General features: G+C 71.7%; 11 protein-coding genes. 7 read left to right on the top strand and 4 right to left on the bottom strand.

Annotation, left to right across the window (positions count from 1 at the left end; genetic code table 11):
• Window positions 1–13: 13 nt before the first annotated feature.
• Entirely contained in the window at window positions 14–670 is a 657-nt protein-coding gene (locus tag ACWFRJ_RS11660) for a TetR/AcrR family transcriptional regulator (protein WP_453527582.1), read from the bottom strand.
• Between the two features lie 131 nt (window positions 671–801).
• Here ACWFRJ_RS11660 and ACWFRJ_RS11665 point away from each other — a divergent pair, with 131 nt between their 5' ends.
• The 3 genes from ACWFRJ_RS11665 (at window position 802) to ACWFRJ_RS11675 (ending at window position 4,459) form a co-directional block, all read left to right on the top strand.
• The gene (locus ACWFRJ_RS11665) at window positions 802–2,238 is read left to right on the top strand and encodes a DHA2 family efflux MFS transporter permease subunit (protein WP_453527585.1); all 1,437 of its coding nucleotides are present in this window, start codon (window positions 802–804) and stop codon (window positions 2,236–2,238) included.
• Window positions 2,239–2,436: 198 nt separating this feature from the next.
• Window positions 2,437–2,832, top strand: a complete 396-nt coding sequence (locus ACWFRJ_RS11670; RefSeq protein ID WP_453527587.1) for a hypothetical protein — start codon at window positions 2,437–2,439, stop codon at window positions 2,830–2,832.
• Between the two features lie 124 nt (window positions 2,833–2,956).
• Window positions 2,957–4,459: a SulP family inorganic anion transporter gene (locus tag ACWFRJ_RS11675; RefSeq protein WP_453527590.1), complete on the top strand. Its 1,503-nt coding sequence runs from the start codon at window positions 2,957–2,959 to the stop codon at window positions 4,457–4,459.
• A gap of 64 nt (window positions 4,460–4,523) precedes the next feature.
• Here the strand turns inward: ACWFRJ_RS11675 and ACWFRJ_RS11680 are convergent, their stop codons facing one another.
• On the bottom strand, window positions 4,524–5,474 hold the full coding sequence (locus ACWFRJ_RS11680) for an SDR family oxidoreductase (protein ID WP_453527593.1): 951 nt from the start codon (window positions 5,472–5,474) through the stop codon (window positions 4,524–4,526).
• Between the two features lie 20 nt (window positions 5,475–5,494).
• On the bottom strand, window positions 5,495–5,671 hold the full coding sequence (locus ACWFRJ_RS11685; protein ID WP_453527596.1) for a hypothetical protein: 177 nt from the start codon (window positions 5,669–5,671) through the stop codon (window positions 5,495–5,497).
• A gap of 67 nt (window positions 5,672–5,738) precedes the next feature.
• Here ACWFRJ_RS11685 and ACWFRJ_RS11690 point away from each other — a divergent pair, with 67 nt between their 5' ends.
• Genes ACWFRJ_RS11690 through ACWFRJ_RS11705 form a run of 4 tightly spaced genes read left to right on the top strand, consistent with a single transcriptional unit; the run spans window position 5,739 to window position 9,311 of the window.
• Window positions 5,739–6,512, top strand: coding sequence for an enoyl-CoA hydratase family protein (locus tag ACWFRJ_RS11690; RefSeq protein WP_453527598.1), 774 nt, complete (start codon window positions 5,739–5,741; stop codon window positions 6,510–6,512).
• Window positions 6,509–7,372, top strand: coding sequence for a CoA transferase subunit A (locus ACWFRJ_RS11695; protein ID WP_453527601.1), 864 nt, complete (start codon window positions 6,509–6,511; stop codon window positions 7,370–7,372). The genes ACWFRJ_RS11690 and ACWFRJ_RS11695 overlap by 4 nt, the downstream gene beginning before the upstream one ends.
• Window positions 7,369–8,166, top strand: a complete 798-nt coding sequence (locus tag ACWFRJ_RS11700; protein ID WP_453527604.1) for a CoA-transferase subunit beta — start codon at window positions 7,369–7,371, stop codon at window positions 8,164–8,166. Before ACWFRJ_RS11695 ends, ACWFRJ_RS11700 begins: the two co-directional genes overlap by 4 nt.
• Window positions 8,167–8,198: 32 nt before the next feature.
• Window positions 8,199–9,311 carry an NAD(P)H-dependent flavin oxidoreductase gene (locus ACWFRJ_RS11705; protein ID WP_453529580.1) on the top strand — a complete coding sequence of 371 codons (1,113 nt, stop codon included), beginning with the start codon at window positions 8,199–8,201 and terminating at the stop codon, window positions 9,309–9,311.
• A gap of 230 nt (window positions 9,312–9,541) precedes the next feature.
• On the opposite strand, the gene ACWFRJ_RS11710 is transcribed toward ACWFRJ_RS11705, so the two are convergent.
• Entirely contained in the window at window positions 9,542–12,190 is a 2,649-nt protein-coding gene (locus ACWFRJ_RS11710; protein WP_453527607.1) for an ATP-binding protein, read from the bottom strand.
• Between the last annotated feature and the right edge of the window lie 133 nt (window positions 12,191–12,323).

Genomic DNA, 12,323 nt, shown 5'->3' on the forward strand with positions numbered 1-12,323 from the left:
GAACCGCTTGTCGCTATGGGGCTGCGTAGTACCCCAGGAACATGTCGACACCGGCGACGATCAGACGCTCTGCCAGGTCGTCGCTGATGTCGGTTCCGTACGAGCCGAAGACCAGGTGCGGGAAGACCAGCAGGGAGTAGAGCTGGATGACCGCCGCTTCCATGTCAGGGACGGTGAGCCGCCCCCGTTCGGCGAGTTCGCGCAGCGCGCCCGCGATCGCGGGGTGATGGCCCTCAGGGCCGCGCTCTCCCCACGCCTCGCCGAGCGAAGGGAAGCGGTGGATCTCCCGGGCCACGAGGTGTCGTAGGGCATTCATCTCCTGGTCGGTGCGGACGACGTGGACCCAGGCGCGGGCCACGTCGAGGAACGCCTCGCGCAGGTCGTCCGCCTCGGTGAGGCCGTCGAGTGCGGCGACCGAGGACGAGGCGTCGAGGGGTTCGTCCAGTGCGCCCGCGATCACCGCGACGAACAGGGCCTCCTTGTTGCCGAAGTGGTTGTAGACGGTCACCTTGGACACGCCCGCCTCGGCCGCGATGGCGTCCATGCCGACACCGAACCCCTCGCGCAGGAAGAGCGAACGGGCCGCCCGGACGATCGCCTCGCGCTTGCGTTCCGCGCGCACACCCGTGGGTCCCGCAGTCCTTGCCTCGCCGCTTCCCTCATCTCGCATGCGTCGCACTTTACCAGCGAACTGAACTGAACAGTTGAGTTCACATGAACTAGTCAGTACAGTTCAGATGCCTGATCCCGGACACCATCCGAGAACCTCCGCGCACTGCCGAGCCCTCCCTAGGACCTGCCATGACGCATCCCCACCCGACCCCTGCCACCGCGCCCCACACGGCCGCGCCGCCCCCCGCCGGACCACGTCCGTGGCTGGCGCTCGCGCTTCTGTGTCTCGCCCAGTTCATGCTCGTGCTCGATGTGACCGTCGTGAACGTCGCGCTGCCGAGCATGGCCGCCGATCTCCACCTCGATCGCACCGCACTGACCTGGGTCGTCACGACGTACACGCTCTGTTTCGGCGGCCTGATGCTGCTCGGCGGACGGCTCGCGGACGTCCTCGGGGCGCGTCGCACCCTGCTCGCCGGGCTCGCCCTGTTCACCGTCGCCTCGCTGGTGACCGGTCTCGCCTCGGGCCCGTCGACGCTCCTCGCGGGCCGTACCGCGCAGGGCGTGGGGGCCGCGCTGCTCTCCCCCGCCGCCCTCGCGATCGTCACCACGACCTTCCACGGCCGCGACCGTCATCGCGCTCTTGGCGTGTGGGCGGCGATCGGCGGTGCGGGCGCGGCGATCGGCGTCGTCCTCGGCGGCGTCCTGACCGACGGCCCGGGCTGGGAGTGGATCTTCTACGTCAACGTGCCCATCGGGGCGGCACTGTTCCTCGCCCTGCCCGCCGTCGTCCCCGCCCGCGCGCCACGGCCCGCCCGCCTCGACATCCCCGGCGCCCTGCTCGTCACCGCCGGTACGGGCTCGCTCATCTACGGCCTCGTCGCGGCGGGCGACACGGGCTGGTCGGACGCCCGGACACTGGTGCCGGTGGCCGTCGCGGCGGTGGCGTACGGAGCGTTCGTCGCCGTCGAGCGGGCGCAGCGTACGCCGTTGATCGACCTGGCCGTGCTCCGGCGCCGTCCGGTGGTCGCGGGCTCGTATCTGATGCTGGTCGCCACGGCGTTGCTGATCTCGCTCTTCTTCCTCGGGTCGGTGTTCCTCCAGGAGGTACGCGGATACAGCGCCCTGCGGACAGGGGTGCTGTTCCTGCCGGTGGCGGTGGCCACCGGGGTCGGTGCGCACTTGGGCGGGCGGTTCGTGGGCAAGCTGGGGGCCCGGCCCACGGCTGCGGTGGGGCTCGCGCTCGCGGGGCTCGGCACCGGTCTGCTCACCGGCGCGGGGCCGGACGGCAACGCGTGGACGACTGTCGCGCCGGGCATGTCCGTGGCCGCCATCGGACTCGGTTCGGTGTTCGTGGCGGCCACCACCACCGCCCTCGGGTTCATCGCCCACGAGGAGGCGGGCGTCGCGTCCGGTGTGGTCAACACCTTCCACGAAGTGGGCGGCTCGGTAGGGGTCGCCGTGGTCTCGACGGTCGCCGCAGCGGGGATCGAGGGCGGGACGAGCGGCGGCTTCACGGACGCGTTCACGGTGTGCGCCGTCGCGGCCGTGGTCAGCGCCGCCGCCACGTTCGCGCTCGTACCGCGCGGGAAGCCGCAGCTGACCGGCGGGCCGCACGTGCACTGACCCGCCAGCCCACTGACCCGCCGACCCGCACCGGGCGGGGCCGCACACCCCGCCCGCCCGTGCAAACGCGCCACGCACATCCGACCGAAGGGTGGCTATCGCGCCAAGTCACCACTCGGTCACCCAAATGCCATATCCGGCGGGTTAAGTTGCTTGGTGACCATGCGAGTTACGCGGCCACGTGAGGACTTTGCCACCGTGACGGGATCCGGAGCACGCAGGCGGGTGCTGCCCGCGGCGCCACGCGCCGTGCTGGTCGCGGCGCTGGTCGCCGTGCTCCTGGTGATCGTCCAGTTCTTCGCACACGGGATCAACGAACCCGCTTCCGGCGCGGAATTCGGTACGCGACCGGCCACGGCTCCGTACGCGCAGTGCGGCGACGACACCCACCCGGAGCAGACCGAGCGCTTCCGGGCCCGCGGCCGGCCGCACTGCCGCGACCTCGTCGCCGATACGGCTCCGCGACTCCACGCCCGCACCGTCACGACCGCGGACCACGGCAGGTCCGCGCAGCGCCCCGTCGCCGTCGCCCACCGCGGGACGAGACCCGCGGGCCGCGAGCCGACAGCTCTTCTCCAGGTCTTCCGCTGCTGATCGGCCCCTCCGGTACGACCACGCCGCCAGGCCCTCCTGTCTGACGCGCCCGTCGGCCGGACCCGAACCACCGGTCCACTTCACGCCGATGCGCCACCCCCAAGGCGCTCAGGAGTCAACCGACATGCAGCTTTCCCCTGCCTCCGTACTCGACCGCGCCCGTTCCGTTTTCAGAGCGTCGAACGGCGCGCGGCACGATGTCGCCGCCTCCGTGGTCGTCTTCCTCGTCGCCCTGCCCCTGTGCCTGGGCGTGGCCGTCGCCTCCGGAGTGCCCGCCGAACTGGGTCTGATCACCGGCATCGTCGGCGGTCTCGTCACCGGTCTGCTGCCCGGCAGCAGCCTCCAGGTCAGTGGTCCCGCCGCGGGGCTCACCGTTCTCGTCCACGAAGCCGTGCGGGAGTACGGCATCGCGGCGCTCGGCGCACTCGTGCTCGCCGCCGGGATCCTCCAGCTGGCCATGGGCGCCCTCAGGCTCGGGCGCTTCTTCCGCGCCATCTCCGTGGCCGTCGTCGAGGGCATGCTCGCCGGGATCGGACTCGTCCTGATCGCCGGACAGTTGTACTCCATGGCGGACCGCGAAGCCCCAGCGAGCGGCCTCGGCAAGATCACCGGGCTGCCGGGGATGCTCACCGGGATGTTCGGCTCCGAACGAGCGCCGGCCGCCTTCGGGCTCGGCGTGGGCACCATCGCCGTGCTCGTGTTCTGGCGCAGGCTCCCCGCGAAGCTCCGTATGGTGCCCGCGCCGCTCGCTGCCGTGGCGCTCGCCACGGGTGCCTCGCTGCTCTTCTCGCTGCCGGTGGCCACCGTCGAGGTGCAGGGGCTCCTCGATGCGGTGCGGGTGCCCGACGCCGCCGCTTTCGGGGGTCTGCTGAGTGTCGGCGCCATCGGTACCGTCCTCGCGTTCGCACTGATCGCGTCGGCGGAGAGCCTGTTCAGCGCGGCCGCTGTGGACCGTCTGCACGACGGTCCGCGCACGTCGTACGACAAGGAACTGATCGCGCAGGGAGCGGGCAACACCGTGTGCGGGCTGCTCGGCGCCCTGCCGATGACCGCCGTCATCGTCCGCAGCTCGGCCAACGTGCAGGCGGGCGCCCGGACGAAGGCGTCCCGCGTCCTGCACGGCTTCTGGCTGCTCCTCTTCTCGGCGCTGCTGCCCGCCACGCTCGCCCTCATCCCGGTCGCGGCACTCGCGGGTGTCCTCGTGTACGCGGGCTGCAAACTGATCCCCGTACGGCAGTTGGCCGAGCTCTGGCGCGAGAACCGCGGTGAGGCCGTCGTCCTGGTCGTGACGGCCGTGGCGATCGTTTCGGTGAACATGTTCGAGGGGGTTCTGATCGGCCTTGCCGTCGCCGTCATAAAGATCGCCTGGGAGACGCCGCACGTGGACGTGGAGGTCGCCGACAAGGGCGCGGGCCCGGTCCGCGTCCGTCTGTCAGGACACGCCACGTTCCTGTGTCTCCCCAAGCTCCTCGACGCGCTTGAGGCACTGCCCCAGGACCGCCCGATCGAGCTCGACCTCACAGAGATGCGGCACATGGACCACGCGTGCCAGACGTCCCTCGAGAGCTGGGCGGAGCGGCACAGCGCGCAGGGCACGGATCCGGTGCGGGTGGCGTCCGGGGCCTGACGGGCATCCGCGGCCTGCCGTCGGACGGGCTCAAGCAGCGCCCGTCCGGCGGCGCTCCGCCGCCCTACCTCGCCCCGTACACCGGCTGCGGCACCTCCGCTTCAGCGAGCAGCTTCAGCGCCGTGTCGCCTGCCTCCGCCGGGGTCCAGCGGGTGCCCTTGTCGGCCGTCGGCCCCGGCCGCCAGCCCTCCATGACGGTGATGCGCCCCGCTTCGGCCTCGAAGACACGGCCCGTCACACCGGCGGAAGCCTCGGAGCCGAGCCACACGACGACCGGTGACACGTTCTCCGGAGCCATCGCGTCGAAGCCGCCGTCCTCGGGCGCGGCCATGGTCTGCTCGAAGGTCTGCTCCGTCATCCGCGTCCGCGCGGCGGGCGCGATCGCGTTGACGCGCACTCCGTAGGAGGCGAATTCGGCGGAGGCGACCATGGTGAGCCCGAGGATCCCGGCTTTGGCGGCGCTGTAGTTCCCTTGCCCGACGCTTCCCAGAAGGCCCGCACCGGAGCTGGTGTTGACCACGCACGCGTGCCGCGCGCGCCCCGCTTTCGCCTCGCCGCGCCAGTACGCGGCCGCGTGCTTCAGCGGCAGGAAGTGCCCCTTCAGATGTACGCGCATCACCGCGTCCCAGTCGTCCTCGTCGAGGTTGACCAGCATCCGGTCCCGCAGGAACCCCGCGTTGTTGACCAGGGTGTCGAGACCTCCGTAGGTCTCGAGCGCGGTCCGCACCAGGGACGCGGCGCCCTCGGGCGTGGCGATGTCGCCGCCGTGCGCGACGGCATCGCCGCCCGCCGCGCGGATCTCCTCGACGACGTCGTGCGCGGGCCCACCGGACGATCCGGAACCGTCGGGCCCCACGCCGAGGTCGTTGACGACGACCTTGGCGCCCTCGGCGGCGTACGCGCGCGCGTGCGCACGGCCGAGGCCGCGGCCCGCACCCGTGACGATCACGACGCGGCCCGCGCAGATGCCGGTGCCCGGCCTGTCGGCTGAGGTCATCTCGAACTCCTCGGTCATACGGAACTCCTCCGATGCGTTCAGTGGTTGACGGACGCGGCGTCGAGGAACGCGGGGCGTTCGCCGCCCCCGTGCAGGTGCGGCGCGGCACCGCTGAGGTAGCGAGCGCTGTCGAAGGCGAGGAAGCTGCGGGCGATACCGGCGCCGACGCCTCGGGTGCCGCCGGTGACGACGACCACCTGTCGGGTGTCAGTCATCGCTGCTACCTTTCTAACTAACAAATGTTTGGTTGATGGGCCTGGTTGAAAGGTAGCGGATCCTCTGATGTCTGTCTCCACCTCCACACCGGACAAGGGCGTGGCTGTCGTCACCGTCGACTTCCCGCCCGTCAACGCCCTGCCCGTGCAGGGGTGGTACGACCTGGCGGCCGCGGTGCGCGCGGCGGGCCGCGATCCCGGGACGCGCTGCGTCGTCCTCGCCGCCGAGGGCCGCGGGTTCAACGCGGGCGTGGACATCAAGGAGATGCAGCGCGACAGCGGCCACAGCGCGCTGATAGGCGCGAACCGCGGTTGCTACGAAGCGTTTTCGGCGGTGTACGAATGCGAGGTGCCGGTCGTGGCCGCGGTGCACGGCTTCTGTCTGGGCGGCGGCATCGGCCTGGTGGGGAACGCGGACGCGATCGTGGCGAGCGAGGACGCGACGTTCGGCCTTCCCGAGCTGGACCGGGGCGCCCTCGGAGCGGCGACACACCTCGCCCGCCTGGTGCCGCAGCACCTGATGCGCGCCCTCTACTACACCTCGCGCACGGCCACGGCGGCCGAGCTGCACGCGCACGGCTCGGTGTGGCGGGTCGTTCCACGCGCGGAATTGACCCATGCGGCACTGGAGTTGGCGCGCGAGATAGCCCAGAAGGACGGCACGCTGCTGCGGTTCGCCAAAGCGGCGATCAACGGCATCGACCCCGTCGACGTGCACCGCAGCTACCGCTTCGAGCAGGGCTTCACCTTCGAGGCGAACCTGAGCGGCCTGGCCGACCGCGTCCGCGAGGGCTTCGGACAGGAATCCGGCAAGAATGAGGAAGAGAAGGGCAGGGCATGACGGACAAGACCATGACGCCCGACGAGATCGTGGGGCGGCTGCGGAGCGGGATGACGCTCGGCATCGGCGGCTGGGGATCGCGCCGCAAGCCCATGGCCCTGGTGCGGGCCCTGCTGCGGTCCGGGATCACGGACCTCACCGTCCTCTCGTACGGCGGCCCGGACATCGGCCTGCTCGCCGCCGCGGGGAAGATCCGCAAGCTGGTCACGGCGTTCACGACACTCGACTCGATCCCCCTGGAGCCGCACTTCCGCGCGGCGCGTGAGCGCGGCGCCTTCGAACTGGTCGAGCTGGACGAGGCGATGTTCATGCAGGGTCTTACGGCCGGCGCCCAGCGGCTGCCGTTCCTGCCGATCCGCGCGGGCCTCGGTTCGGACGTCCTACGGGTCAACCCCCATCTGCGTACGGTCACTTCGCCGTACGAGGACGGTGAGGAGCTGGTGGCCGTCCCCGCCCTGCGGATGGACGCGGCTCTGGTCCATCTGAACCGCGCCGACCGCCTGGGCAACGCCCAGTATCTGGGCCCTGATCCGTACTTCGACGACTTGTTCTGCGAGGCGGCCGACACGGCGTACGTGTCGTGCGAGCGGATCGTCGATGCGAGCGAGCTCACCGAGCGGACCGCGCCGCAGACGATGCTGATCTCCCGGCACGCGGTGACGGGGGTGACCGAGACGCCCAAGGGCGCGCACTTCACCTCGTGCGTGCCGGACTACGACCGCGACGAGCCCTTCCAGAAGGCCTACGTCACCGCCGCGAGCGACCCGGACACCTGGAAGAAGTTCGAGGACCGCTTCCTGACCGGCACCGAGCAGGACTACCAATCGGCCGTCCGGACCTGGCACGAGGAGCAGCGATGACGCAGACCGACCCTACGGCGGCGAGCACCCCCTCCTCAGCGAGCGCCGTGACCCGCGCCGAGTACTGCGTGATCGCCTGTGCCGAGGCCTGGCGGGACGCCGGTGAGATCCTCGCGTCGCCGATGGGCACGGTCCCGGCGATCGCCGCCCGCCTGGCCAAGCTGACGTTCTCGCCCGACCTGCTGCTCACGGACGGGGAGGCGCTGTTGATCGGCGATGTGCCCGCCGTGGGGGCGCCTTCGGCGGTGACGGAGGGCTGGTTGCCGTACCGCAGACACCTGACGATGGTCATGGGCGGCAGGCGTCACGTGATGATGGGCGCGAGCCAGATCGACCGCTTCGGCAACCAGAACATCTCCTGCATCGGCGACTGGGAGCGGCCCAAGCGCCAGCTGCTCGGCGTGCGCGGAGCCCCGGTCAACACCCTGAACAACCCGGTGAGTTACTGGATCCCCCGGCACTCGACCCGCGTCTTCGTCGAGAAGGTCGACATGATCAGCGGCGTCGGGTACGACAGCGCGGCGGCGGCCGGCCCTTCCGCGACCCGCTTCCACGACCTGCGCCGGGTCGTGTCGGACCTCGGCGTCTTCGATTTCGGGGCGGCGGACCACGCGATGCGTCTGGTGTCCCTGCATCCGGGCGTCACCGTCGAGCAGGTGCGCGAGTCCACGGGCTTCACACTGACCACTGCGGACGACGTGCCGTACACCCGCGAGCCGACCGCCGAGGAACTGCGGCTGATCCGGGAAGTGGTGGATCCGCGCGGTCTGCGCGAACGCGAGGTGCGCTCGTGACGTCGGCCCCGGCGGGCTCGGCCCCCGCGAGCATGGAGACGGCGCTGACCAGGCTGGTCGGCGTCCGGTATCCCATCGTGCAGACCGGCATGGGCTGGGTGGCGGGCCCCCGCCTGGTCTCCGCGACGGCGAACGCGGGCGCCCTGGGCATCCTGGCCTCCGCGACGATGACCGTCGACCAGCTGCGTTCCGCCGTCCGGGAGGTTAAGTCCCGTACGGACGCGCCCTTCGGGGTCAACCTCCGCGCCGACGCGGGCGACGCGCGGGACCGGGTGCGGGTCATCGTCGAGGAGGGAGTGCGCGTCGCGTCCTTCGCGCTCGCCCCCTCCAAGGAGCTCATCGCGGAGCTGAAGGACGCCGGGGTGGTCGTCATCCCGTCCATCGGCGCGCGCCGGCACGCCGAGAAGGTCGCGGCATGGGGCGCGGACGCGGTCGTCGTACAGGGCGGCGAGGGCGGCGGGCACACGGGCGAGGTGGCGACGACCGTGCTCTTGCCTCAGGTCGTGGACGCGGTGGACATTCCGGTGATCGCGGCGGGCGGCTTCTTCGACGGGCGGGGTCTTGTCGCCGCGCTCGCCTATGGCGCTGCGGGGGTCGCGATGGGCACGCGCTTCCTGCTGACGTCGGACTCGACGGTGCCGGACGCGGTCAAGGCGCGCTATCTGGCCGCGTCGGTCAAGGACGTCACGGTCACCACGCGGGTGGACGGTCTCCCGCATCGGATGCTGCGCACGGATCTTGTCGCTTCGCTGGAGAAGTCGGGCCGGACGGCATCCCTCGCGCGGGCCGTCCGGCACGCCGCCGCGTTCCGGAAGATATCCGGGATGGGCTGGGGGGAAATGGTCAGGGACGGGCTCGCGATGCGGCACGGGAAGGGAATGACGTGGAGTCAGGTCCTCCTTGCCGCGAACACCCCGATGATGCTGAAGTCGGCGATGGTGGACGGGATGCCGGAGGCAGGAGTGATGGCTTCCGGGCAGGTAGCGGGGGTCATCGAGGATCTACCGTCGTGCGAGGAACTGATTTCAGGGGTGATGGCGGAGGCGGCTGAGGCGGTAGAGCGACTCACCTCCGCCGCCCCTCCCCTCCCCGACAATCGAAGATCTGGCGTCGTGCGAGGAGCTGGCCTCAGCGGAGACGGCTGAGACTGCTGAGACGGTCGAGCGACTCACCTCCGCCGCCCCTCCCCTCCCCGACAATCGAAGATCTGGCGTCGTGCGAGGAGCTGGCCTCAGCGGAGACGGCTCAGACTGCTGAGACGGTCGAGCGACTCCTCACCGCTGTCCCTGTCCCTGCCGTCCCCGCCCCGAAACGGGGCTCCGCGCTCGCCCCGAGCCGTGAACGCCGGACGGGGCTGAACCCTCACGCCCCCGTCTCACACCCCGGCCACCGCCAACGACTGCCGCGCCCGGGCGGCGAGGCCGTCCGCTCCGCAGGACTCCGCCAGGGCGAGGCCCCGCGCCAGCTCGTTCGCGGACCCCGCCGCGATGCCGTACTCGACCCGGGCGACGGCGTGTTCATAGGCGCACGGCGACGCCTCGAGGCAGGCGACGGCTCGTGCGTACAGCGCGACCGCACGCTGGCCGGTCTCCAGGGACGCCGCGCACAGCAGCGCCTCGCCGATCGCCGTCTCCGTGCCGAAGAGCTCCGCCTGGATCCGTACGTCCTTGACCAGTTCGGCGGCCCGTCGCGGGTCCTCCTCGGCGAGTGCGCGGGCGAGGTCGTTCGCCCAGGGGGCGACGATCGTGTTGTAGCGGCCGCGTTCGTGTGCGGTCTTCGCCGCCACCTCCAGCTCTCCCAGGCCCTCCGACCGTCGCCCCGTGGCGATGAGGAGACGGCCGAGCACGGAGTGGATGTCGGGCAGGAAGATCGTGGAGGGGAAGGGCGGCGCGATGCCGTAGTGGTCGGCGATCTCCTGGGCCTCGTCGACCTTGCCGCGGGCGAGCAGCGTTTCGATGAGCTTGCACGCGGCGTCCCAGTGCATCGGGAGCCCGCTGCCGACCCGGTCGGACAGGCGCAGGCTCTCCCGCAGCGAGGCCTCCGCCTCGCCGAGACGTCCGCGCCTGCGGTACACCAGACCCAGCCAGGCCTTGGCGACAGCCAGATGGCCGCCGCTCCAGCCCGCGGCCTCGTAGGCGCGGACCCCCTCGGCGAAGACGCTCTCGGCACGGTCGAGGCGGTCGGTGAAGATGTACGAGCCGCCCAGCATCGTCAGGAGCTCGAAGCCCCACTCCGTGTCGGTCCAGCCGAGCCCTGGCGCGAGGCGGCCGTTGACGAGGACGCGGTCGCAGAGCTCGACGATCTCCTCCGCGTTCTCCCCGCGGGTCATGGCGTCGAAGGCACGCAGGATCAGCAGCGCACGCTCGGAGTTGTCGCGCCCCTGCAGCGGCCCCGCGAGTACGGCAAGGCGCCGCGAGCGGCCCGTGGCGTCCTCCTCGCGCGAGTGGATGCCTTCCCACATGTAGTGGACACCCTGCAGACGCATCCGGTCGGGTCCGGGCTCGAGCCGGGCGGCCTCGGCGTCCACGACCCGCAGGGCTTCCTCAAGCTGGTCGTTGTGCACGAGGGCCTGGGAGAGGCGGCAGACGGCGTCCACCCTCAACTTGCGGTCGAGCCCCGCCGCGTGGATGGCCTCGCGCAGGTGGCCGATCGTCGTGACGGGTGAGGTCAGGAGCGTGGCGCAGCCCAGTTCGTAGAGCACGCGCCCGAGGATCTCGGGCCGGGGCGGTTCCCGCAGGGCGCGTTCGAGGCAGCGGCGGGCCGCGTCAGGCGCGCCGACGGCGAGGTGCTCGGCCGCCGCTTCCCTCAGTTGCTCGACCAGTTCGGGGTCGTCGTCCGGGTGGACCTCCAGGAGGTGCCGGGACGCGGCCGCCGCGCCTCGCCCGGACAGCGTGACGGCCCAGGCGGCCTGACCGTGCATCGCGGTGCGGGTGGCGGGCGGGATCGAGCGGTAGACGGTGCTCGCGATCAGCGGATGGACGAACTCCAGCCCCTCTTCGCCGCCGAGCAGGATGCGCGCCGCGCACAGCCGCTCCGCGCACCGCTCGGCCTTCGCGCGCTGCATCCCGGCGAGCGAGGCGGCGAGGTCGAGCGAGATGGCGGTGCCGAGGATCCCCGCGGCCCACGCGAACCGTGTGACGTCCGTGCCGAGTCCTTCGAGGCGGGCGACCAGGCCGCGGCCGCGCGCCGAGCGGTTCAGGGCGCGCAGTTCGGCGGCGGAGCTCTCCACCGGCTCCAACTCGCTGTCCTGGACCTTGGCGAGCAGTTCCACGGATTCGTACGGATTGCCGCCGGTGACCGCCCACACCTCGCGGCAGAACGGGGCGTCCGCGTGCTCGCCGAGGGTGGCGCGGGTGAGCCCGGCCGCCGCGTCCGGGGTGAGCGCGCGCAGCGGGGGCGAGGGGCGGGCCGCGGCGCCGACGGCCGCGAGGTGGCGCGCGCTGTCGCCTGCGACTTCGTCAGGGCGGTGGGCGACCACGACGAGGACCGGCAGTTCGTGGAGGCGCTGGGCGAAGGCGGCAAGCCAGTGCAGGGTCTCCTGGTCGGCCCAGTGCGCGTCGTCGATGAGCAGGACGAGCGGCCAGTGCACCCCCGAAAGGCGCACGACCGCCTCGACAAGGCCGTCGCACACGCCCTGCGGGTCGGCCTGCCTGCCACCCGGCTCGGCTATGCCGAGTGCGGGTCCGGCGATCGGATACCAGTCGCCGAGATACTCCCGGGCCTCTTCGGGCGAGAGGTCGACGAGAGCCGACTGCAACAGCTGTCGTACGACGTTGAAGGGGACGGAGGTGACGGTCTCGCCGCCCCGCGCGGACCACACCGTGGCCCGCCCCTCCGCGATGCGCCGCACCTCGGAGAGGAGCGCTGTCTTGCCGATGCCCGCCTCGCCCTGGAAGACGAGCAGACCGCCCGCCGTGGTCGCGTCGGAGCACAGCTCGTCAACGGCCCCCGCGACCGCGGTCAGTTCCGCATCGCGCTCCCACAGCGGGGCCCAGGTGCCACCTCCGGGCCGTCCCTGTGTCATCGCGCTACCTCCCGAGGTCGCTCAATCGACGTACAACCATCGAGACTAGCTGGGGAGAGGGCCTCACGGTGCGGTGTCCGGGCAGCAACTCCCGCAAGGAGTGAGGGGCGACCCGGATCCGGACGCCGTCGGG

The organism is Streptomyces sp. NPDC055239, assembly GCF_053606205.1.